The sequence below is a fragment of the Streptomyces sp. NRRL S-455 genome (genome assembly GCF_000717875.1).
GTDB lineage: Bacteria > Actinomycetota > Actinomycetes > Streptomycetales > Streptomycetaceae > Streptomyces.
In genome coordinates this window covers 26,033-47,878 of record NZ_JOCT01000002.1, presented here as the reverse complement: position 1 = coordinate 47,878, position 21,846 = coordinate 26,033, and the positions used below count along the sequence as shown (strand labels likewise).

Genomic DNA, 21,846 nt, shown 5'->3' with positions numbered 1-21,846 from the left:
CTGCCAAGCCCGGTCCGCACCACCGTCGGCGCGATCATCGCCGCCCGGCTCCGCGCCGCCCAGGCCTACCCACCCCCCGCCACCGTGGCCAGCCACCACGACACGCCTGCGTGGGAGGACCCGCTCCCACGCTCAACCACCTCCTCTGCCGCGCGCACGGTGAGCGAGGCCCTGACCTACGGGGCCCTCGTCGAATGCGCCGGCTGCGGCGTGCCCGGAACCGCCCCCGGCGAGGACCTGTGCCCGGCCTGCCTCGGCTGGCCGCCATGCCGCACCTGCCCGGGGCCGACCCCCGCCGCGCCCACCCCGACGGCGACGGCCGCTGCACCACGTGCGCCTCCACGTTCATCGACCACCTGGAAGGAAGCCGCCCGTGACACAGACGCTCCACACACCGCCGCAGACCGCGGCCGCGCACCACCAACGCCCCTTCATCCGCGACCCGGGCCGGTGGGAAAAGGAAAGCAGCCGCGCCCTGCGCACCGGCCACGTCCGCGACAGCACGTGCTCGGCCGCATGCCAGCCCGTGCTCGTACACGAACGCACCTCGTGGGGCTGGCTCGCCTGGACCGTCCTCGCAGACGGCACGCTGCCCGAGGTCCCCCATCAGATCGGGGTGCTCACCCCATCCGCGACCCGCACCCAGCTCCTGGCGCTGCGATGGCTGACCAGGCGACCCGCCCAGCGCATCGCTCTCTACACCGTTCCCGGCTCCCTTCGCTTCTCCGCTGCTGCCGTCGCGCTCATCACCGTGACCGCCGGGCTGCTCGCCACACGCCACGGCGTCCCCATCGACGTCGCCCTGCCGACGATGCTGCTCGCTCCACTCCTCGCCGAGCACCTACCCGGCCGGATGGACGCCCGGGCCGACGAGCACGTTCGCAAGGTCGAAGGTGTCAACGCCTGCCGCTACCTGCAGCGCCTTGCCACCCTGCACACCTCGCTCGTCCAGGCCGCCGCGGGCAGCGACCGCTACGAACTGCGTCGCTTCGCCGAGGTCGGCCACAACCTGCTGTGGGACGCCGCTGGCCCGCTCCGGACCCACGACACCCGCTCGGCCTCCGAGAACCTCATCACCCGTGAACGGCTGATGCTCCAACTCGTCGACCAGGTCACGCAGATCATCGAGCGCACCGCACGCGAGGACGCTGTCGATGCAGATCAGCCCCGCGAGCCCGGGCGGCCACTGGGCTCGTACCCGCCGGTCTTCCGCCGGACGACACCTCATTCCATGCCAAGCGCGCCACCGCTGAAGGGAACAGTCCTCATGCCTCAGCCCCAGCCCAGCCCGGCCGTTCGCACCCCGGGCGTCTACCTTCTCTTCGCTCACGAGCCGTACTACCCCGGCCCCGGCACCCAGGAGATCAACACCACCGTCGTCGCCGCCGACTCCCTGCTCCACCCGCAGGTGCGCCAGCCCGACGGCACCCGCATCCACGACCTCCTCACCCAAGGACGGCAGCCGAGCGAGATCATCCCGCTGGCCACGCTCACCCACGAACTGGGCGGAGGTGACGACTGGCCGACGGTCGGCGACTGGGAACGTGTCACCACCGACCTGCTGCAGCTCGTCCGCTCCGGAGACTGCGATGCCCTCAGCCTCGGCCTGTCCGAGATCGCGCGCGCCCTCGTCTGCACCGGTCCGCACAGCCACGTGCGCCTCTACGACGCCACAGCCGATGGCTTCATCGATTACGGGCCCCCTGAGCGCGCCGCCGTGCTGGCCGAGGTCGACGCGTTCCTCGCCAGACTCGTGACCGAACAGGATCTTTGGCCCGGCGACGGCCTGCTCGCCCCGCTCGCCCGACCTGCCTGAATGGGCCGGTCAGGAACCCATCCGAACAACTGCCCCGGGTGATGACAGGAACAGGAAAGGGGAGTCCAGATGCTTATCGGATACGGGGGGCGCGCTCCGGGCGGGGGCATGTCATGGGGCAGGAACTCCCACTGACAACCCGTGCGGTTCTGGTAGAGATCGCGTTCACGATCTCCCGCATCGCGTACTTCCCCTGATGCCCGCTGACCGACGGATACCGGGCCTTCCATGCCGTGATCACGGGTTCGACGAGGTCCCACTGCTCATCGGTGAGATCACTCGGGTACGGCTTGAGCATGCTCATGCTACAACCCAAGCGAACCCCGAACCCTTGACCAGCAGAGATGCCCCAACGTCACACCATCGAGCGACGACAGGACCGACAGAACGCCAAATCCCGCACTTTGAACCCAGGAGGCCGCGTTCCACCGATTCGGCGTCGTCACCCGACCGAGTACGGCCTGGCTTTGGCAGCGGTTCGTGGCTCCACGTGGCGGCCAGGGCTGGCTCACGACTCCCCTCTCCTGCACAGTCGCCCGGCGAACCCGGCCACGGACGGCGAGGCGGGCGTCGACCTCGGCGGAGCGGCCGAGGTCGTCCAGGGCCTCGCCCGGCCGTGAGGTGCGGCGCCTCTCGACCGTCTTGACCCCGCGACGCCGGGATGATCCAGCCGAGAGGGCCTAGCCCAGATACCGGGCCACCGCCTCCTCGATCCCCGCCGCGTCCGCACCCTCCGCCGCCCAGGCCACGTATCCGTCGGGCCGTACCAGGACGGTCGTCCGGCAGTCGCCCGCCCAGCGCTCCACGGTCAGCCACCCCTCACGGACACCGGGGCCTTCGTACGTCCCGGGCGTGATCACGACGAACCGGCCGCCGCGCAGCGCCTCGTAGAGCCGGCCGTCCTTCAGGGCGACGTCGGGGACGCGGGTGCCGGTGAGGCGGTGGGCGCCGCGGGGGGCGGGGTAGGCGTAGCCGATCCCGGTGATCTGGCCCAGGGCCTTGCGCTGGACGGGCGGGGCCATGTCGACGAACGCGGAGACAAGGGCGCGGGCGGCACGCAGCAGCGGATTCCGCGCGCGGGCCAGCCGGACCAGTCCGCCACTGCTGCGCAGCACCGCCCTGCCGACCGGGTGGCGCTCGGCCTCGTAGCTGTCGAGGAGCCCTTCGGGCGCCCGGCCCTGGACGGCCGCCGCGAGCTTCCAGCTCAGGTTGGCGGCGTCCTGGAGGCCGGTGTTCATGCCCTGCCCGCCGGCCGGGGAGTGGATGTGCGCGGCGTCCCCGGCGAGGAAGACCCGCCCGACCCGGTAGTGCGGTGCCTGGCGCTCGTCACTGTGGAAACGGGAGAGCCAGCGGGCGTCGTGCATGCCGTAGTCGGCGCCCAGGGCACGGCGGGTGATCTCCTTGACCTCGTCGAGGTCGAGCGGGGCGTCGTCGGAGACCTCGTTGCGGCGGTTCCAGCCCATGACCCGGTACCAGCCGTCGCCGAAGGAGGCGATCATCGCGAAAGCGTCGCCGCGGCCGTTGACGGTGAGGACGCCCTCGGGCTTCTCGGCCAGCCGGACATCGGCCAGAATCAGCGACTTGATGACGGAGACACCGGGGAAGTCCAGGCCGATCGCCTGCCGCACGGCACTCCGGTGACCGTCGGCGCCGACGACATAGGCCGCCCGGCGGGTGACGACCGCTCCGTCCGCGCCGCGCACGTCGATGTCGACCCCCTCGTCGTCCTGCCGCAGCCCCACGACCTCGCTCTCGTACGCGAACTCGACCCCAGCCTCCCGGGCCCGCCGCTCCAGGAGCCGCTCGACCTCGTACTGCGGGGTGATGAGCAGGAACGGGAAACGCGAGGGCAGCGTGCTCAGATCGAGGGAGAGGCGGCGGAAGAGCCGCAGGCCGGTGATGGTGTCCCCGGTGGTGAGGAGTTCGTCGGCGAGGCCGCGGGCGTCGAGCTGCTCCAGGGTGCGGGCGTGCACCCCGAAGGCGCGGGAGAGGTTGCTGATCTTGCGCGGCCGCTTCTCGACGAGGGTCACGGTGACGCCGGCTGTGGCGAGGTCACCGGCGAGGAGGAGGCCGGTGGGGCCGGAGCCGACGACGATCACGGTGCGATGGGGGGCGGTGCCGTTCATGGTGGCCTCCTGTTGCCAACGCTTGCTTGCCATCACCTATTGCCAACAAATGTTGGCCAACACTCGTTGACGAAGATAGCGAGGCGCTAAGGAGTATGTCAACAATCGTTGGCAAACAACCGTTGGCGAACACTTGTTGACCTACGTTTGTTGGCCTACGCTTGTTGGCATGAACGGCAGCGACAGCACCTCCACGGTTCCCGGCTCCGGTGCCCCCCGCCGCTCCGACGCCACTCGCGGCGCGATCCTCGCGGCGGCCCGCGAGCGCTTCGCGACCGACGGCTACGAGCGAGCCACCATCCGCGCCATCGCCAAGGACGCGAACATCGATCCGTCGATGGTGATGAGGTACTACCGCAACAAGGAGGGCCTCTTCGCGGCGGCCGTCGCCATCGACCTGCGGCTGCCCGACGTGAGCGGGGCGGACCGCCAGCAGGACGCGGGGCGGATCCTCGTCGAGCACTTCCTCGACATGTGGGAGAACAACGAGGTCCTCACCGCTCTGCTGCGGGTCGGCGCGACCAACCAGGCCGGGGCGGAGCGCATGCAGGGCATCCTGCGGGACCAGCTGCTGCCGGTCGCCCGGCAGGTGTGCCCCGACCCCGATCAGGTCCCGGCACGGGCGGCACTCATGGCGTCGCAGCTGCTGGGGCTGGCGCTCACGCGGTACGTGCTGCGGATGCCGCCGGCGGTGGGGCTGGCGCGGGCGGAGATCGTGGTATGGCTGGCACCGACGATCCAGCGGTACCTGACCGCGCCGAGTCCCTGAGGCTTGCCGAGCACTCGTATCCGGCGCAGCCTCGGGGCCGGCCGCGCGAAGTCCTCGCCCGGCACCTCCGGCTGAGCCCTGTCACCGGCCCTTCCTCGCCCGTCGGCGCGAGCCCGGCTCGCCGTACCCGTCAACCGTCCAGGCCGCGCGCTCCCAGACCGGCTATCTGGGAGGTGTCGGCGGTTGCCGGAAGTGCACGCCGGCACCGCCAGGCAGGGTGAAGCTGTCGAAGATCTCCCCCAGCCATGACCGCGGGGTGAGCAGCGGGCCAGCCGGTGGGCGATCACCCAGCCGGAGCGGGAACCTCATCACAAGTCGGTCCACGGGCGAGGCTCGCCCCCAGTCAACGGCACCCACACCGACCCGGACGGACCCTGCTCCTCGATGTCCTCCAGGACGGCCGCTCCCAGCTGAACCTCGCGGGAGAGGGCTGCAACGAGCGGGTGATGAGCGACCATCGCCTGCAGATCGCTAATCCGGTCTCCCAGCCTGGCCCGCGAAGCGCCAGTGAGCACGAAGTGGGCACCAAGGTGGTCGGCGGCTTCAGCGGAAGCGCGGTGATCAATCTGAAGACCGGCGCGGTCATCGGGACGCTTACGACCTCGAACCACGAAGGCAGCGCCCACATGCTGCCTGTGGCCCAGATCCTTCACACTGGCGGACATGGTCACCAGTGAGGACTTCTACGAGGTTCTCGAAGCGGGCAAAGGCTGGTCCGACTAGGAGATCCACGAGGCTTTGAAGCCATCCACCAGCAGACCCGTGCAGGTGGCGAGAACCCTTTCACCTTCCTGTCGCGCCTGCACGCTGCCATGGAACTCACCCAGCTGGGCGACCCGCGCGGCCCGGACATCCTGGCCCGTCTCCTCGCGGACGGGGACGCTCTGGCGGGCGAGGATGCGCTGGTGCCCGACTTTGCACGGGTCGAAGCGGCGGGGTTGCTCGCGCGGCACGGCGACGCACGCGGTGCCGACATGCTCGCGGCCATCGCGGCCTCCCCGGCCGTGCACAGGGACTCCCGTGTCAAGGCGGTCGATCTGCTCGTACAACTCGAGGACCCTCGGGGAGCGGGCCTGCGCAATAAGCTCAGACGCTCGCGCGGCAGGCGGCGACGCCAGCACTGAACACCTGCCACAGCACGCAGGAGCGTGGTCTTCCCACAATCACTCGGCCTCAGCACCCCAGTCACCGATCCCGTAGGCACCTCGCAGCACTCCAGAACCCCCCACCCACCCCGCACCACCCGCAGATCCTCAGCACACACCACTGATGCCAGTGCCGCTGCTGTCTCCATCTCGCCTCAACAACGCCAGATTGGCGGATCGTTGCCCCATCGTGTGCTCGCTGCGCCGGTGGACAACGGACAGATTCAAGCCCTGTCCATAACTTGATCTCGTAAGCCCACGACCGGCCTGTCGGCAGCTGCGTCACAGGCCGCGCGAGGGCGACGTCCACGGGCCACTCCACCGCTTCAGCCTGCGCCTTCGGGGCACCGGCCGCCTGCTGGCGTACTCCCGCACTGCCAGCAGGCGGCCCAGGCGGCACAGCTGCTGCGGACCCGCCCGTCCTGATCGCGGACGCCATCACCGAGGTGAGTACGTGATTGCCCTTCCTCGACAAGCCGCAAGGGGGAGCAAAATTCCGGGAACAGCGCTCCACCCGGTCAGCCACGCTTGATTCATGGCGGCATTTCTCTACGACCGGCTGGTCACGGATCACGAGTACGTACAGCGAGTCAGGCGGCGGCGTCCCAGCGACCTCCTGCCTGTAATCGCCGCTGCCTCACACGCCACGCGCCACCTGCTTGCCCGGCACGCCTCTTCCTGCGTCCCGGCCGGGTCGGAGCGCGGCTGCGCTCGGCTGGAAGCCGGGTGGCGGGAACAGGGAACACGGTCACGGTCTCACCAGTAGGCTGGACGTATGCAGACGCCGGCCGATTTGCTGGGGGGCCTCTTCGCCAGCGCTGATGCAGTGTCCAGCTTCGAAGGCCCGTCAGGGCGGCTGGGAGACCTCGACATTCTGGAGGTCCGCCGCGGCGGAATGGGCGAGGTGCTGATATGCCGTAGCCGGGAGGCGGGCGAGGCGGACGGCGCAGCCATCGCGTGCAAGACGTTCCAGCGCCGCTTCTTCTTCTCGCCGGAGGTGCGCGTCGCCTACCTGCGCGAGGTGCGCCTGTGGTCCCGGCTTGCCGGGGTCGCGCACATCATGCCCGTGCTGGGGTTCCAGCAGGTCGAGGACCGCCCCTTCGTGCTGATGCCGGCCGTGCTGGGCGGTGTGAGCTCCCTGCGCGACGTCATCGCCCAGCGGTGCCGGGACCCTTGGCAGGCAGCGTTCCTGGCGGCACAGGTCGCGCTCGGCATGCAGTTGGCCGGAGAGCGGGTCGCCGGGCTCGTCCACGGCGATCTCAAGCCGGAGAACGTGCTGCTCGCCGGTGATGTCGTCTTCATCTCCGACTTCGGGCTGGCCCGCGCGGCCGACGAGGCCCACGTCATGGCCGGCACCCCCGCCTATCGCTCGCCGGAGTTGCGGGCCGACCCGGCCGCAGCCGGGGTGGCGTCGGATATCTACGCGTTCGGCGTTCTGTTCTGGGAGTTGCTCACCGGCCGGCTCTGGCAGGAGGGAGGTCCCACGGCGGAGCCCGGTCCCGGTCCCGGCCCCGCCGCTCTCGCCTCTCTCGCCCGAACCTGCCTCGCGGACGAACCCGCCGGGCGCCCGGCCTCGTTCGCGCAGATCTATCTCGACATCCTCAGGACGGCCGGGCGCCACGCCCCCGGTCTCACCACACGGATCATGGACGTCACCGCATGCGTCCAGCTCCAACTCGACGCTGCAGCACCGAGTCTGAGCGAGTCCCGTCTGCAGAGCCTGTTCGGGCTCCAGGAGTACGCCCTGACGATCGAGGAGGCCGACGCGCTACCGACGCATCTGGTGACACCGGCCGTCCTCGCGTGCCGGGGACACGCGTTGTCCCTGACAGGGCGGGACGACGAGGCCATCGCCGACTTCGACCGCGCCCTTCAAGGGGCAGCCCGCCCCGCCGTCCGGCTCTCGTGCCAGAACGGCAAGGGGCTGTCGCTCAAACGTCTCGGCCGTTACGACGAGGCGATCGACCTGCTGCGCCGCACGGTGGCCGAGCAGAACGAGGAGGCCGGGCGAGCGGCCGTACTGATGAACCTCGCCACGGTGTACATGGAGCGCGGAGACCACGACGACGCGCTCCCGTTGCTCCTTCAGGCCTCCCAGTTGATGCCGCGCAGTTATGAGATCTGGGCCAACCTCGGTCAGGCCTACGAGGGAACCGGCGACTACGCTACGGCGGAGACCGTCTACCGGCACGCCGTTCAGCTGGCGCCGCACGAGATGGTCCCCGCCATGCGACTGGCGGCGGTCTGCATGGACCATCTGGGCTCGACCGCCGTCGCCTGGGCCGTGCTGGAGCAACTGGGCCGACAGGGGCAAACCAGTCCGGAGTGGGCGGCTCGCCTCTGGGCCTGTCTGCTGGCCGACGGCGACAATGCCGAGGACGCTGCTGCCTTCGCGACTCGGGTGCGCGAGGCCTGGCCGGAGGCCGCCGAGGCCATCACAGCGGAAGCGCACCGGCTCGCCGCAGTCCTCGCGGCAACGGCAGGGCCTCCGCGGGGCGGCAGTCCGCCCACGGGGCATCCCCCGGCCCTGGCCGCCGAACTGAGCGACAGCTACCGCCCCCTGCGCGACGTCCTTCCGCCCGGCTTCGAGGTGACCGAGGGGAGACCGGGCGAGCCCGATCCCCTCAGTGATCCCGGCATCGCCGAGGGCTACGCGGCTGCCCGCGACGGTCGGCTGTTTCTCGGCGTACGTGTCCATGTGGACCGCGGCTTCTACTCCTTCGACTTCTTCGGGCCGCCGGAGCATCCCGACTACCTCGACCGCCTGGCCCACTCACTGACTCGGCTCAGCGCCGTCATGGGGACGGTGGGGCCGTCCTGCCGGCGTCGGGAGACCCCGCCGTTCTACCACCGCTGCCCCGCCTGCGGCGTACTCGTGCTGACCGACCGCAGCCCCGGCGTGGCGCTGCGCTGCCGTAGCTGTGCCGTGAGCGCGCCGACACGGCCATTACACACGCCGGAGTTCGACGGGTTCGTCCGCACCGCCGCCGAGCGGCTCGGCCGTACCGTCGTCGAGGTGTCCGGGGTGGCCCAGCTGTTCCTGGCTGAGGTGCCCGACGACCGGCTCGCCGAGCCGATGACGGTCCTGGCCGCGCGCCTCGGGTTCGAGCCGGTCGACATGGATACCCCGGCTCCGCAGTCGCTGCTGGCCGAAGTCCGCTCGACGCGGTTCCCCACGTTCGGGAACCGACGGATCCTGGCTTTCGGCAAGACCGCTGACGCGGGCGTCCTGACCTACGTCGGCGGGGGCACCCCGGACCTCGAGGAACTGGAGTTCACGCTGCGCGCCACCACCGGACTGACGGCCTCCGCCTCGGCTCACTACGACCCTCGCGGCGGGAGTCTCATGGACATGACGTTCACCGGCCGTCATGAGGATCTTCTTGCCGACCTGCGGGCCAAGGCGGCGGCCGACCCGCACGATCGGGTCCTGAGGTGGTCGCTCGCCTGGCAGTGCATCGCCATGGGACGGCTGGACGAGGCGGCCGAGGCGGCTCGTTTGTGCGTGGAACGGTGGCCCGAGGACGCCGCGTCGTGGCTGGCGTGGGCCGGGGCGCAACGAGAGGCTGGTGATCCCGCCGGCGCGATCGAGGCGGTCCGGCGGTCCTTGGCCCTGGACCCCGTACAGCCGCGCGCTTTCGGCTTGCTCGCCCAGTGCCATGCCGACCTCGGTGAGTCGGAGGCGGCCCGCGCGGCGCTCCTGCAAGGACTCGGGCTCGGAGGAGGTATCTGATCGATGGATCCGATGATGGTGCGCACCGTCGTCACCGCGGGCTCCGCCCTGTCGAGGTTCGCCGTCCGAGCCACCCTGGGCTCCGACCGGCGACGTGCGCTCGACGGCGTCTACCGGCGCGCCATCGAGCGTGCGGTCGAGGAGGTCTCGGCGGACGAGGGGATCACGGACTTCGATCTGGTGCACGCGGTGAGCCTGCTGGAACAGATGGTGAGCGCCGCCGCCGACGGGGACCTGCCGCTGCTGGCACCCGAGGAGGTTGACCACGGCGCGCGTGCCCACCGATGGCGGGAGATCGCCACGCACCAGGGCCTGGACTCGGACACCTTCCCGCTTCCGTTCGACAAGCTCGTCGACCGGCTGCTGCACGTCGTCGCCGAGGAAGCGCTGGACACGGCCGTGGACGGCAACGGCAACCCTCTGTTCCCCGCAGTCGCCGCCGCGCACCTCGTCGACCTACGCCGCAGCATGCGCATGCTGGCGCGCACCATCGGGCCGGACGGCCAGCTGCGTGAGGCCCTGCGGGCTGCGTACGAGGCATGCCGAGAACGCGATCGCATGCTGCTCACCCCCGATGTGCTCCTTGCCCTGCTTCACCTGCCCGACCACTCGGTGACCAGCTGCTTCGAGGCGGCCAGACCGGGCGTCACGCCCAGACTGACCAGGTCGTTGCGGCGCTTCCAGGACACTCCCGTCGAGCCGTTCCGCCCCTTCGAATGGGTCGAGCGGGCCGAGATGCGGCAGGCACAGACGTACGCCTGGGCGCACGGCGCCGCCACGGTCAGCGGCCCGCTGCTGCTGCTCGGTCTTCTCGACACTCCCTCGAACACACGGGACGCCCTCGTCGCCAGCCTCGGCGACAGCGTCGCCGTGCTGCGCCACACCGCACTGAGCAGGATGACCCCGGTTGTCCGGCAACGGACGCCGGGCATCACCTTCGAGGACGAATGAGTCTCCACGAGATGTGGCGGACCGCCGCCGCCGACAACCCGGAGGCCCGGGCCTATCTGGCCGGATACGAGCGCGAGCGGTTCCGGGCCCGAGCGGCCGCCGCCGTGACGGCCGTGCGGCAAGCGCCGGCCCCACCGCCCGACGAGACCGACACAGGGCCTTTGTTCGCCTTCGAGTTCGAGCTACGGCCAGGTGCCTCGCTGGTCTGGAAGTTGGCGGAGGATCCGCACCAGCGAACCGATCTGTACCGGATGCTGGCGTCCGTGCATCCGCAGCAGTACCGCCCGGCACTCGTCCGATCGCTCGTGGACCTGGCGTTCCGGCTGGAGGAGGAAGGTGACGCTCAGGCGGCGGTGGCCCAACTCGACGAAGCGCTTGAGCAGGCTCGTCAGCTCACCGGACCGGACGGGGACACCACAGTCGCGCGGTGCCTGTACGAACGCAGCCGAATGGCGCTGGGGCTCCATGGCTTCGACGAGGCCCTGCGGGGTCTTAGGGAAGCGGCCACCCTCCCGGCCCCCGACCTCGAGGTGGTGACCGCCTGTGCACGGATGCGGTCGACGATCCTGGATCCGTACATCGCTCTTGCCGTGCACGAGGGGAAGCGGACCGAGGCGATGTCGCTGCTCACGGAGTACACCGAGGTGCTGCGCGGTCTGTCCGAGCAGGACTCCACTGAACTGCCTGCATTGGCACGGGCGTTGAACAGTCTCGGCGGTCTGCGCTTCGAGGACGACCAGGCAGCCGGACGGGCCGCCGTGGTGGAGGCCGTCGCGATCCGCCGGGAGCTCGTGAAGGCCGACCCGGGGACGCAGCTGCCCGGGCTGGCGGCGGCGCTGAACAACCTCGGGTTCCTCAGCCTGCGGCAGCGCGACCTCGCCACGGCCCGAACGAGCCTGGCCGAGGCGGTCTCCATTCGTCGGGGCCTGGCGGCGGAGGCCTTCCACGACCACGGTACGACGCTGCTGCGGTCGCTCAACAACCTGGTGTTCGTGCTGTTCGACGAAGGACCGACACGGCAGAGCGAGCTGCTCGACGCCACCGCTCAGGCGCGGACGACGGCTGAGCGCCTCGCCGCCGACGACGTGGGTGCACGACCCGACGTCGCCATGGCGCTGCTGCACTTCGCCCAGGCCCGCTTGCTGTCCGGACGAGAACTCGATGAGGCCGCCGCCGCGGTCGACAGGCTGTTGTCGGCCTACGGCGCGGAGGCATCGGCGATCGGTGTACTTCCTCAGGCGACCGCCATGAGGGACCTGCTCGCCACCCGCTGAACCCGCCAACGCCCTTCGCCGTACGGCCAGCCCGGCTCCGGCCGTGACTCTCGTACCGCCGACGCAACGAGCCGGCCCTGAAGTCGACCGCTCGGGTCCCGGTGCACGCCGTGCCCCGTCTCGTGGCGGCCGTCCGCTGCCCGGCGACCGCCCCCGGTGTGCTTCGTAGAGCACGAACTACGGCGGCGGCTGCCTCTGCTGCACGGCGGCAAGGACTCCATACTCGCTCTGCCCAAGGCGTTGACCGGACCACCCCCGCGACCGCGGGGGTAGCTTGCTCGCCGCTGAGCCAGTCGGCCTGCTGGGCCCTGGCCGACTGGGGCATCGTGCGCCGACCGCGGGGCCAGACCACCAAGGTCGGCCGAACCGGCCTCTATATCGGCACCCAGGGCTTCGCCGATCAGGCCCTGGCTGCTGCCCTTGAAGGGGGGACGCCATAGCCGTCATGGTCTCAGTCCTGCGCGACCATGCGGAATCCGCTCAGCACTTCAGCAGTGTGGCCGACGACCGCACCGCTGATCCGGGCATATGCCAGGCCGTACGCGAGAGCGCCGGTCCGGAAGAGCTGCATTGCGCTCGCAGCAATTTTTTGCGATTGTCGTAATCATGGATTTGATCGGGGACCTCGCAGCCATCCGTGTCCCCCTGCCGCACCCCGGTGACGTCACACCGGAGGACCTTTACCCCGATGCCCTCGACCAGGCCGAACAGGCCCGCGAGGACTACGCGTTCGCCCTCGAGGCCCAGCGCGACGACCTGCAGGAAGACCCCCTGCTGATCGCTCTCGGCAACGCTCGCGCCGCCCGCGAGGCCGCCGACCGCGAGATCCGCCATCTCCTCGCCTACGGCCGGGAGTTCCATGGCCGCCGCCCGTACGGACTCGATGCCCTCGCCGAGGCCAGTGGCATGTCGATCTCTGGCGTACGCACCGCCTACACCGGTCGTGAGATCGACGTCGTCGCCCGTAGCATCGGCCGCGCGCCCGACAGCCGCCGCGCCCGGCCTCCGGCCGCACCGGAGCCCTCATGAGCAACCACCCCGAAAACCGTTGCACCGGCCCGCACCTGTCTGCCCCCGTGAGCCGCCGGGCCGGCCCCGAATTGGTTGCGGGACGCCGGGCTGACCCGCAGCATCGGCACCGCGTACCCACCTGCACGGAGGGCCGGGTTCCGGCGCGGGGCCGTCCTGGCGTCGGCTGTTCGCCCCCCGAGGCGTACCGCAGAGCGCCGGCCCCGACCACCACACCGAAGGAGGGTTTCACCAGGCCGAAGAGCGCCTTGGAGTCGATCCGACGCTCAGGCTTGAGTTCCCGGACGCCGAGTAGGTCCCACCCAGCGAAGAAGGTACCTGCGGCGACGGTGGCCCCTGTGAGTCTCACCTGTATGTGCGGGACCCGCCAGGCGCACGCCATGGGCCGGTCCGGAGAAGCCCGGACCGGCCCTCACGGCAGAAGTGTCGCCAGGCGAATCAGAAGCCCGGCTGTCGCCGCTTGCGAAGTGCCAGCAGTACGCCACCGGCGATCAGGAGCACCCCGGCGCCCGCTGTTCCCAAGCCGATGGTCAAGTAGCCCTGGTTGATGGGCGGGTGGCTGAACTTGGAGGTGCCGCTCGGCTTCCCGAACGTGGTGAGTTTGCCCTTGTAGGCCTGCGCGGACGTGTCGATGTTCTTGGGGCTGGATGCCGCGCGGACCGCGGCGGCGGCGTTGATCTGGCCGGCGCCAACGAGTGGATTGTGGCCGCCCTTGGGGTGATCCGCGGTGCGGATCAGGATCTCGCGGAGTTGGGCCGGAGTCAGGTCGGGGTTCTTGGCCATGACGAGTGCGGCGACGCCGGAGGCGAGGGCGGTGGCTGGGGAGGTTCCCTGGATCGGTCGGAAGCCGTTGGTGTTCTTGTCCGCGCTGATGATGGCGACCCCGGGGGCCGCGATGGTGTTGTGCGTCCGGACCGTTGAAAACTCGGCCCTCTCGCCGTTCTGGTCGGTCGCCGCCACTGAGATCACATTGGCGTAGCCTGCCGGGAAGTTGCCGTCGTTGAATTCTTTCGCACTGTTGCCCGAGCCGGCCAGGAGGACCACGCCCTTCTGGGTTGCGCGAGCCATCGCCGCGACATCGAACTCGTCGAATTCGTTGAACCGGCCGCCGCTCAGCGACATGGAGATCACGTCGGCACCGTTCTTCACCGCCCAGTCCACGCCCTGCGACAGCGGACTTCTGACGTCTTCCTGCTGTTCCGGCTTTTCATCATGTTCCCTGTCGTCGAGGACCCGGGCCGTAATGATCCGTGCCTCGGGCGCCACCTTGAGGACATCCGAGACCATGGCCGTGCCGTGGGAGCCGTAGCCCTTATCGCCGGGCTTGAGGCCGTCCTGGTCATAGAAATCGGGGCCTATCTTGTCGACTTTGCCCCGAAGTGCTGGGTGGTTCTGCTCGATGCCGCTGTCCAGCACCGCGACGGTCACCCCCTTTCCCCGGGTGATCTTGTGTGCCGCGGGCAGGTCCAAGGCAGCGGACTCCCAACTCCTGGGAGTGGATTCGGCTGCGGTGGCGCTTCCCGCCGACGAGACGGTGGCGCCGAGGAGCGCGCTGAGCGCCACAGCGGTGATCGCGGCGGTGTGCAGGGGCCGGCACGTCATCGCAGGCCTCCCATCTGCAGGTGGGCCAGGTGGGCGGTGTAGAGCTCCACGAGGTCCTGGGCGTTGGCGTGCCAGGCCTCGCGGTCGGTTTCGTTGCCGCTGATCTGGCCGAATTCGCCTGGCAGTTCGCCCGCGTGGTGGCCGTCCACCGAGCCGATCGCGGCCCCGACCGCGTACGGAATCTGCTTTCCGTGGACGGCCCACAAGTAGGCGCCGCTGCGCTTCCAGGGCTTGCTCGCCAGGGTGCCGGGCACCGGGTACTGGACGACTGCGGGCTCCAGGAGGCGGTAGTCGCTGTACACCTCGCCGACCTTGTCCTTGGGCCCGTTGTCCGCCGGGCCGTCGGGCAACACCACAACGGCGACGGTCGCGACCATGTTCGCCGTGGCGTCGATGTATGTCGCTCGCAGCACGGCCTTGCAGCCCTGCTCCTTCGCCGCCGCAAGGGTCTTGCCGTCCAGCCCCTTGTCGCAGTCGGTGTCCTGAGAGATCCCTTGCCGGAACCACAGCGCCTCGGCGGGGTCGTATGGGTCGCCGAAGTCGCCGCCGCGGCCTCCCAAGAAATCGGGGAAGAACTTGTCGACCGGCTCGTCCCTCCACATAGTGAGGCCGTAGGCGTCGTTGGGCAGCTTCTGCGAAGTCTTGCCGTACGTGTGCACCGTGAACATGCCGCCGCCAAGGAGGAGCAGCGCACCGAAGGCGCCCATCAGCACGCCGAAGACCTTGCGGCCTCGGCCGCTGGACGGCGTACCGCCCTGCGGCGGGATCCACGGGGCCGGGCCGGACGACGGATAGCCCGGTGCCTGTGAGGGTGCTGCGGGCATCGGCTGCTGGTTGTACGGATTCGCGCCGTTCGGAGCCGGCGGATAGGACATCGGCTTACTTCCCTCTTCCCAGGGTGGGGGGCCTCATTCTGGCGGTGCGGCCGCACCCTCTCGGCTTGCGTACATAAAGTAGCCGTCAACTCTGGTGTCAAGAACACTGGGTGCGCGGACCCCTGGCGCAGCAGGACGGTGGCGTAAACGACATAGGCGACCTCGTCGCAAGGGAAATCCGCCGCAGGCACCGCACCCGCAGTGCTCGTGCTGGCAGCAGCACTGCTGCCCGGACCACATGTGGCCGTCGCGGCCGGTGCCGTCGTACCGCTACCCGGTGTCTCCGAAGCCGTGGCATACCCGGCTGGTGTTGAAGGCGGCGTTGAGGTCGAGGTCCGCGCCGTCCGCCGCCGTCGGTGCGGGCAGGGGGCCGTGGCGGGAGTCGCCGGAGAGGTGGAGGGCGAGGGGCAACGCAGCCCCGGATACCGGAGTGCCGGCGGGGGCGGCTTTCTACAAGCCCGGGCGGCGCGAGGTCTGCGGCGCCCGGGCGGCACGCGCCGGACGCGGCGCCGCGTCCGGCGCGCCCACCGCGGTGGAGGAAGCAGGCGCCAACGCCTCGGCCCTAGCTGTGCTGTCCTGACCGCTTGCAGGGCCGCCGAGGCCGCCCCCAGACCCCGCGCGGACTTCACCACCCAATAGCCCAAGGTGGCCCGCCCCTGCGGGGCCTCGCTCACCCACAGCCCGACCGTGCCCAGCGGCCGATCGTCCTCGGCCCGGGCTATCACGAACGGATACCCGCTTCCGCTCGCGTGTCCGTTCCCACTGCCGCTCGACGAACGCCACTCCCTCGTCGTGTGAGTACAGGGCGGGGACGGTGGTGATCAACGGAATGTATGTGTCATCCGCAGCCTCCCGCACCAGATGGAGGTCGTCGAGCCGCCAGGGCCGCAATATCAGCGCGTCACCCGCACGCATGCGCGGCACGTCGGACGGTAGATCCATGGCCCCTATCCTGCCTTAGACGTCGGTTCTTATGGCGTGATCGGGTTATGCCCAGCGCATGCCGATGCGGGAGAGCTGCTCGCGCCGGTCCTCCGACAGCGTCGCGGCCCGGCTGCGCTGGTTGCCGATCCATGCACCGAGCCGGAGCTCTCGCTCCTCCTGGTCCTTGCCGCTGCCGCCCCTCCCGTCGCCGCCGACGACGATCCGTTCGACGTGCTTCCGGGGTACGCGCAGGTGCCCCTCACGTTCGAAGGACTGGCGGGGCCGCCGAAGGACTGCTCGCGGCCATAACCGGTGCGGTCCTCAGCAGCGACGGGCAGCCGGGCCACCGCACCGCTTCGGCCAGCGGCAGGGTTTCGGCAGCTGGCGCGGCCTGCGCGGTAGGAGCGATCGCGGTGGGCAGTAAGGCGAGAAGGACGGCGGCCAGGACGGTGAGGGCAGGGCGCACGGCGGCTCCTTGACGAAGAGCACGAACAGGTGGTGCCTCTTCGTAGCGATCCCTCGTGGCGGCGCGCCCGGGAACCGGGAGCATCATCACCCTGACGAGCGGTAAGTCAGATCGTCGCGGCCGCCCGGACTGCCAGCAGTAGCTAGAAGTGCGTGCCCCATGCCCACCGATACGTCCGGTAGCGATCACCGGTGGTCACTCGAGGATGCGGGGCTTGAGTGCGGTGCCCAGCCGTCCGGCAGAACCGCGCCCGGACCCGCAGGGCTGCGGGAGGGTGCAACGGGTGCTGGGGCGAGAAGCCGGTGGCCGAGTCGGCGAGGACCTTCGTACAGGTAGCTCTCGGCAGTGGCCTTCAAGTCGGCTGGGTCCTGGGGCGTGTCGGGGGAGTGGGGTTGGTCGGCGTCAGTCCGGGCGGCAGTGAGTGCGGCGAGGGCCGGAGCGGGGAGGCCGGGCTGGTGGGGCAGGATGGCCATGGCATCCACGAAGGGGCGGGGCGTGCGGCTGATCATCGACACTGAGACCGACAGCTACGAGCAGGCGATCGCCGCTGTGCAGGCAGCCTACGGACTGCGTCCCAGTGTTCCGGCCGGCTGGCGCGACGCACCGGCGGCCGAGCCCCGCCCCGGCCTGGAAGACCTGGGGGATGACGACCTCGGGGAAGGCTGGACGGACCGACTGCTGTTTCAGATGATCGGGTCCCTGATGCCCGGGGCGCGGGCGGTTCTGCGTCGCATCGTGGAGATGGGCGGCACTGCGTCGTACGAGGACATCCAGCAGCATTTCGCCGAGCACCCGACAGCCCCGATACCGCGGACGAAGATCGGCGGATCTCTGACGAGCGTCAAGGCGGTGCAACGCCGCGTCGGCCCGGCTGGCGCGGGTCAACTGCTTCAGCGGGACGAACAGGCGCGGCTCTACCGCATCGACCGTGCCCTGGCGGAAGGGCTCCAACGGGCCTTTGGTGTCGCTGACTGCCGCCCGGACCTGATGCGCCGTGAGGCAGACAGCTAGGGGGCCAAGCCCGCCTGATCAAATTCCTACGACACCTCGATCTTCCGAGAAGACCGTCTGGCTTCGTGACCGAGAGCTGACACCGTTTGTCGTCGAGTTCGAGCACCACTTGTTGATCACAGAGCCGGAAAATGTCAGCGAGAACTGACACCGCTGTCACCGGGATGGGGCTTTTGTTGCCCCGCTGGACGGCCCTCGCGGAAGGGGCCCGTCACATCGGGAGGGAGAACAGACGCACTGGCTTTGAAGGCCAGCATGCGTTGTCGCGCAGGGGTGTCACCATGGTCCGCAGTGGCATGGTCACCAGGCGGTTTTCGGGTTGTTCGACAAGCACCTCCTTGTCGAGGGCGTGCCATCCGAGGCGCTGGTACAGCGGCACGAGGGGAGGTCGGCAGAACAGGAGCGCGTGCTGAGGCCCCATCGTGCGAGCGTGGTCAAGTGCCGCTGTGACCACGCGCCGGGCCAACCCCTGGCCCTGCATGTCGGGTGCGACGGCCACTCCACCGACGCCTACCACCTCTGTCTCGACATCACCGATCGCAACTGGCAGCCGGAGGAGGCCGGCGTGTGCCACAAGCCGGTCGCCGTGTCTGATACCGAAGTGCTCTTTTTTGGGCAGCCAGGTCAAACCGGCCGCGGCAACACCGAAGGGATCATCGCCGTCACCGAGGATCTCGTGCTGGTCCGTCTTCGTGTACTGAGGAAGCCGCACTACAGCCGGTGCTACAGAGGATTGGTTGTCAGACATCCCCACATGATGATCTCTCTTTCGAGGTCGGGCCAAGTGATCGATCAGCCGCTCACCGGGAGTAGGACTGGTGTGAGAAGCCGTTGCCATACCGATCATGGAGTCTGTCGATCGAACGGGAGTCTCGATCGGGTGATCGCGGGCCCTGCCCGGCATGAGAGCAGGGCCTGACGATGTACGGGGAGTATCCAGGGGAGCGGACGGTCGCGCGCTGCTACGGTCGGGCGCCATGAGCTGGCTTCCCGATGACTTCGTCCACCCCGTCCGGGTACCGCTGCCGGGCGGTGGTCATCACCTGCGGCCGATCCGGGAGGGTGACACCCTGCTCGACTATCCGGCTGTGATGGGTTCGCGCGAGCGGCTGTGGACCATCTTCGGCCCGGCCTGGGGCTGGCCCGCAGCCACCATGACCTTCGAGGCCGACCAGGCCGACCTGTTGCGGCACGAGAAGGAGATCGCCGCGCACCAGTCCTTCAACTACGCGCTGTTCGACGCGGCGGAGACAGCTCTGCTCGGCTGTGTCTACATCGACCCACCGGAGAGGGTCGGCGCGGACGGCGAGATCTCCTGGTGGGTGGTGGACGAGCTGGTGGGCAGCAAGGTCGAGCAGGCCCTCGACGCGCTGGTGCCGCAGTGGATCGCCGCCGACTGGCCGTTCGAGCAGCCGCGCTTCCTCGGCCGCGAGATCTCCTGGTCGGACTGGCTCGCCCTGCCGGAGCATCCCGACACGTAAGTGGTTGTTGCCCGTACCGATCTTGAAGGCTATCGATCGAACGGGGGTCTCGATCGGGTGACTGCGGCGGTTTCCGCGCGTGAAAGCAGGGCCTCCTGGTAGCTCGGGGGTGTGATCCCATTCCGAGTGGTTCCCGGAGGCCCTGTTGTCTTTGTTGTACGTGCCCGAGCACGTTGACTTCCACTCGCCCGCCGTGCCGTGCGATTGCCTCGCGCATGTGTACGGCAACGCGGCCGACCATCCGGACCGGGTGCGCTGGTATTCGTCGGACATGACGGACACGGAGTGGGCGGCCGTCCGGCCGTTGTTGCCGGTGCCGGCCTGGTTCCAGGGGCGGGGTGGACGGCCCGAGGGCTAGCACGCCACGTTGCGGCGGACGATGTCGAGGACGTGTCCGAGGTGCTGGGTGGTCAGTCGGTGAGGTGACCGGTGTAACCGCCGTCGGCCCAGACCCGCGTCAGCCGCCGGAGGTGCTTCTTTGCTGCGGGCAGCAGGATGCGGGCAGCGTCCCGGTCGGTCGCGGATGCCGGTGTGACCAGCACGGCCAGAAGCAGTCCGAGGGTGTCGGTGAGCAGATGTCGTTTGCGCCCGTTGATCTTCTTCCCGGCGTCGTATCCCTGTGAAGCGAGGGTGACGGTGGTGTCCGCCTTCACCGACTGCGAGTCCACGACCGCCGCGCTCGGCTCCGGGCGGCGGCCCTCAGCCTGGCGGACGGCCTCGCGCAGCCGGTCGTGCAGCTCGGCCACCAGCCCCGCCTCCCGCCAGCGGGCGAAGAAGGAATACACCCGCGGCCAGGGCGGGAAGTCGGACGGCATCGCCCGCCACTTGATGCCGTTGTCGACGAGGTAGCGCACCGCGTCGATCATCTGCCGGTGGCAGTAGCCCTCCGGACGGCCACCCCGGCCCGCCAGCCATCCCGGCACCGGCAGCAGATCCCGCACCAGTGCCCACTCCGCATCGCTCATGTCCGAGCCGTACCGGGGTCGGCGCTCCGGCCGGTCGGCCGCGTTCCCGAACCGATGGGCGAGACAGTCACACCCAGGAGTGGACGGACTGGACCCGGCAACCACGACCACGCGACACTTCGACAACAGGGCCTCTTGTTTCTCGCTGGACTCGACAACCGCGAGCTACCAAGAGGCCCTTCCTCTATGCCCCACCACCCAACATGTCACCCGATCCAGGACCCGTTCGAACCAGACCGAGCGCACGACCGGATAGCGAACTGCCAGTTAGTGCTGTGAGGGTTTGGCCGGTGGGAGGGCCTTTTGCATGCGGATGAGGAGGGCCTTGGCTGCCGGAGTGGTGGGACCGTCCGTCGGCCATGCGAGAGCAATCCGGCCGCGGAGGCGGGGGGAGGTCAGGGGGAGAGTGCGGAGGCCGAGAGCGGCTGCGGCTTCGGACGGGATCTCCGGGAGGATGGCAACTCCGAGGCCGCGGGCGGCGAAGCGTGTCAGCAGGCTCGGCGCGGCGGCCTCGAAGGCGATGCGTGGCTGGAAACCGGCCTGTCGGCAGGCGCGTTCGAGTGCGCCTCGTATGCCGGTGCCGCGTGGAAGGCTGATGAGTGGGCGGTCGGCGAGCGCGGCCAGTGGGAGTGCTGTGCGGCCGACGGGGAGGAGCAGTGGATCCTGCGGGGTCATGGCGGCGACCAGTGGAGTGTCGATCACGATTTGGAGGCTGGTGCCCGGCAGGGGATCGTCGTCGGTGACGCCGACGATGGCGAGGTCGAGTTCACCGCGACGCAGGGCGGTGAGCATGCGTGCTGAAGTGTCCTCGGTGAGGGAAATCTCCACCTGCGGGTGCTCGTCGTGGAAGTCGGCGAGCAAGGCGGCCAGGTCGTACTCGTCGGTGGCGGCCCCTGAGACGACGCCGATGGTGACATGTCCTCGTACCAGACCGGTGAACTCGTCCACCGTCTGCCGCATCCCCTCGATGGCCGCAAGTGCTGCCCGCGCATAGGGAAGGACAGCCTCGCCCGCTTCGGTGGTGGTCACCCTTCGACCGGACCGGTCCAGCAGGGGTTGCCCAAGTTCCCTCTCCATCTGCCGGATCTGGGCACTCACCCCCGGTTGCGCAACATGCAGGCGGGCCGCGGCGCGGGTGAAGTTGGCTTCTTCGACGACGGTGAGGAAGTACTGCAGCTGGCGGAGCTCCATAAGCGGAGATGCTAGTTGCGAGCATTACTGTCTCTTGGACTGCTGGCCCAGCGTCCGAGATGCTGGTGATCATGAAGAGCGCAGCGGTGGACGTTCGTGCCGAGATCGCGGCCGAGAGGCGCGAACTGGCGGACGTGCTGGACGGACTGACCGATCACCAGTGGGATGCGCCGACCTTGTGCAGCGGGTGGCGGGTGCGAGAGGTCGCCGCACACATGAGCATGGGATTCAGGTACTCGTTCGGCAGGACGGCGCTGGAGCTGGCTCGGTCGGGAGGCAACCTGCACCGGATGACCGACCGCGTCGCGCGCCGCGACGCCGCTGTCCGGAGCTCCTGCTGCTTGCCTACGGGCGCAGGCTCCCAGCGGTGCGCGCAGACGACCGATGCCGACGCGGTCCCACGAGCTGAACCGCAGTCGAGATTCGACAGTTGCTGATGCCCAAGGTGAGCCCCAGTGGCTGTCCACGTGGCGTGGCCGCCCGGACGG

Annotated in this window: 21 protein-coding genes and 4 pseudogenes; 14 read left to right on the top strand and 11 right to left on the bottom strand. The window is 69.6% G+C overall.

Going from position 1 to position 21,846, the window contains the following annotated elements:
• The first annotated feature begins 239 nt into the window (after positions 1-239).
• Positions 240-377: a hypothetical protein gene (locus IE97_RS43550; protein ID WP_324608003.1), complete on the top strand. Its 138-nt coding sequence runs from the start codon at positions 240-242 to the stop codon at positions 375-377.
• Positions 374-1,816, top strand: a complete 1,443-nt coding sequence (locus tag IE97_RS42725) for a hypothetical protein (RefSeq protein ID WP_030230234.1) — start codon at positions 374-376, stop codon at positions 1,814-1,816. The genes IE97_RS43550 and IE97_RS42725 overlap by 4 nt, the downstream gene beginning before the upstream one ends.
• Positions 1,817-1,908: 92 nt before the next feature.
• Here IE97_RS42725 and IE97_RS42720 read toward each other — a convergent pair.
• Positions 1,909-2,120, bottom strand: a pseudogene (locus tag IE97_RS42720) (transposase); the annotation flags it as partial.
• Between the two features lie 163 nt (positions 2,121-2,283).
• Here IE97_RS42720 and IE97_RS41895 point away from each other — a divergent pair.
• Positions 2,284-2,436: a hypothetical protein gene (locus IE97_RS41895; RefSeq protein WP_158708221.1), complete on the top strand. Its 153-nt coding sequence runs from the start codon at positions 2,284-2,286 to the stop codon at positions 2,434-2,436.
• A gap of 60 nt (positions 2,437-2,496) precedes the next feature.
• Here the strand turns inward: IE97_RS41895 and IE97_RS0102795 are convergent, their stop codons facing one another.
• The gene (locus IE97_RS0102795) at positions 2,497-3,942 is read right to left on the bottom strand and encodes an FAD-dependent monooxygenase (RefSeq protein ID WP_037843915.1); all 1,446 of its coding nucleotides are present in this window, start codon (positions 3,940-3,942) and stop codon (positions 2,497-2,499) included.
• Positions 3,943-4,111: 169 nt separating this feature from the next.
• Between IE97_RS0102795 and IE97_RS0102790 the strand changes: the two genes are divergently transcribed.
• The gene (locus tag IE97_RS0102790; RefSeq protein WP_030230229.1) at positions 4,112-4,711 is read left to right on the top strand and encodes a TetR family transcriptional regulator; all 600 of its coding nucleotides are present in this window, start codon (positions 4,112-4,114) and stop codon (positions 4,709-4,711) included.
• Positions 4,712-5,019: 308 nt separating this feature from the next.
• On the opposite strand, the pseudogene IE97_RS42715 reads toward IE97_RS0102790, so the two are convergent.
• Positions 5,020-5,229: pseudogene (locus tag IE97_RS42715) on the bottom strand (hypothetical protein); the annotation flags it as partial.
• Between IE97_RS42715 and IE97_RS41890 the strand changes: the two are divergent.
• The 6 genes from IE97_RS41890 (at position 5,158) to IE97_RS0102750 (ending at position 12,843) form a co-directional block, all read left to right on the top strand.
• Positions 5,158-5,388 carry a hypothetical protein gene (locus tag IE97_RS41890; RefSeq protein ID WP_158708220.1) on the top strand — a complete coding sequence of 77 codons (231 nt, stop codon included), beginning with the start codon at positions 5,158-5,160 and terminating at the stop codon, positions 5,386-5,388. The pseudogene IE97_RS42715 and the gene IE97_RS41890 sit on opposite strands and share 72 nt — an antisense overlap.
• 135 nt (positions 5,389-5,523) lie before the next feature.
• Positions 5,524-5,835, top strand: a complete 312-nt coding sequence (locus tag IE97_RS41885) for a hypothetical protein (protein ID WP_158708219.1) — start codon at positions 5,524-5,526, stop codon at positions 5,833-5,835.
• Between the two features lie 847 nt (positions 5,836-6,682).
• Entirely contained in the window at positions 6,683-9,589 is a 2,907-nt protein-coding gene (locus tag IE97_RS0102770) for a tetratricopeptide repeat protein (protein ID WP_158708218.1), read from the top strand.
• A 3-nt stretch (positions 9,590-9,592) separates the two neighbouring features.
• Positions 9,593-10,540 (top strand): hypothetical protein, encoded by a 948-nt coding sequence (locus IE97_RS0102765; protein ID WP_030230219.1) that lies wholly within the window; start codon positions 9,593-9,595, stop codon positions 10,538-10,540.
• The gene (locus tag IE97_RS0102760; RefSeq protein ID WP_158708217.1) at positions 10,537-11,814 is read left to right on the top strand and encodes a hypothetical protein; all 1,278 of its coding nucleotides are present in this window, start codon (positions 10,537-10,539) and stop codon (positions 11,812-11,814) included. Before IE97_RS0102765 ends, IE97_RS0102760 begins: the two co-directional genes overlap by 4 nt.
• A 606-nt stretch (positions 11,815-12,420) precedes the next feature.
• On the top strand, positions 12,421-12,843 hold the full coding sequence (locus IE97_RS0102750; RefSeq protein WP_051835422.1) for a hypothetical protein: 423 nt from the start codon (positions 12,421-12,423) through the stop codon (positions 12,841-12,843).
• A gap of 438 nt (positions 12,844-13,281) precedes the next feature.
• Here IE97_RS0102750 and IE97_RS0102745 read toward each other — a convergent pair whose 3' ends face one another.
• The 5 genes and pseudogenes from IE97_RS0102745 to IE97_RS39740 all read right to left on the bottom strand — a co-directional run.
• Positions 13,282-14,445: a S8 family peptidase gene (locus IE97_RS0102745; RefSeq protein ID WP_030230210.1), complete on the bottom strand. Its 1,164-nt coding sequence runs from the start codon at positions 14,443-14,445 to the stop codon at positions 13,282-13,284.
• Positions 14,442-15,320 carry a hypothetical protein gene (locus tag IE97_RS42710; protein WP_051704814.1) on the bottom strand — a complete coding sequence of 293 codons (879 nt, stop codon included), beginning with the start codon at positions 15,318-15,320 and terminating at the stop codon, positions 14,442-14,444. The genes IE97_RS0102745 and IE97_RS42710 overlap by 4 nt, the downstream gene beginning before the upstream one ends.
• 270 nt (positions 15,321-15,590) lie before the next feature.
• Positions 15,591-15,731: a hypothetical protein gene (locus tag IE97_RS42705; RefSeq protein ID WP_199920559.1), complete on the bottom strand. Its 141-nt coding sequence runs from the start codon at positions 15,729-15,731 to the stop codon at positions 15,591-15,593.
• A 173-nt stretch (positions 15,732-15,904) separates the two neighbouring features.
• Positions 15,905-16,120: pseudogene (locus IE97_RS43680) on the bottom strand (GNAT family N-acetyltransferase); the annotation flags it as partial.
• 187 nt (positions 16,121-16,307) lie between these two features.
• A pseudogene (locus IE97_RS39740) lies at positions 16,308-16,499 on the bottom strand (helicase associated domain-containing protein); the annotation flags it as partial.
• Between the two features lie 706 nt (positions 16,500-17,205).
• On the opposite strand from IE97_RS39740, the gene IE97_RS0102730 reads away from it, so the two are divergent.
• Complete coding sequence (locus tag IE97_RS0102730) at positions 17,206-17,721, top strand: hypothetical protein (RefSeq protein ID WP_037834374.1); 516 nt, start codon at positions 17,206-17,208, stop codon at positions 17,719-17,721.
• A gap of 211 nt (positions 17,722-17,932) precedes the next feature.
• Here IE97_RS0102730 and IE97_RS0102725 read toward each other — a convergent pair whose 3' ends face one another.
• Positions 17,933-18,469: a GNAT family N-acetyltransferase gene (locus IE97_RS0102725; RefSeq protein ID WP_030230199.1), complete on the bottom strand. Its 537-nt coding sequence runs from the start codon at positions 18,467-18,469 to the stop codon at positions 17,933-17,935.
• Positions 18,470-18,698: 229 nt separating this feature from the next.
• Here IE97_RS0102725 and IE97_RS0102720 point away from each other — a divergent pair, with 229 nt between their 5' ends.
• Both IE97_RS0102720 and IE97_RS0102715 read left to right on the top strand, forming a co-directional pair.
• The gene (locus IE97_RS0102720) at positions 18,699-19,202 is read left to right on the top strand and encodes a hypothetical protein (RefSeq protein ID WP_030230194.1); all 504 of its coding nucleotides are present in this window, start codon (positions 18,699-18,701) and stop codon (positions 19,200-19,202) included.
• Positions 19,203-19,362: 160 nt separating this feature from the next.
• A complete protein-coding gene (locus IE97_RS0102715) occupies positions 19,363-19,560 on the top strand; it encodes a hypothetical protein (RefSeq protein ID WP_030230192.1) in 198 nt (65 codons plus the stop codon).
• Between the two features lie 52 nt (positions 19,561-19,612).
• Here the strand turns inward: IE97_RS0102715 and IE97_RS38105 are convergent, their stop codons facing one another.
• Together IE97_RS38105 and IE97_RS0102705 are read right to left on the bottom strand one after the other, a co-directional pair.
• Positions 19,613-20,167 carry an IS5 family transposase gene (locus tag IE97_RS38105; RefSeq protein ID WP_234331773.1) on the bottom strand — a complete coding sequence of 185 codons (555 nt, stop codon included), beginning with the start codon at positions 20,165-20,167 and terminating at the stop codon, positions 19,613-19,615.
• 267 nt (positions 20,168-20,434) lie between these two features.
• Positions 20,435-21,358: a LysR family transcriptional regulator gene (locus IE97_RS0102705; RefSeq protein WP_030230187.1), complete on the bottom strand. Its 924-nt coding sequence runs from the start codon at positions 21,356-21,358 to the stop codon at positions 20,435-20,437.
• Positions 21,359-21,429: 71 nt separating this feature from the next.
• On the opposite strand from IE97_RS0102705, the gene IE97_RS0102700 reads away from it, so the two are divergent.
• Positions 21,430-21,795 carry a maleylpyruvate isomerase family mycothiol-dependent enzyme gene (locus IE97_RS0102700; protein ID WP_078603067.1) on the top strand — a complete coding sequence of 122 codons (366 nt, stop codon included), beginning with the start codon at positions 21,430-21,432 and terminating at the stop codon, positions 21,793-21,795.
• The last annotated feature ends 51 nt before the right edge of the window (positions 21,796-21,846 follow it).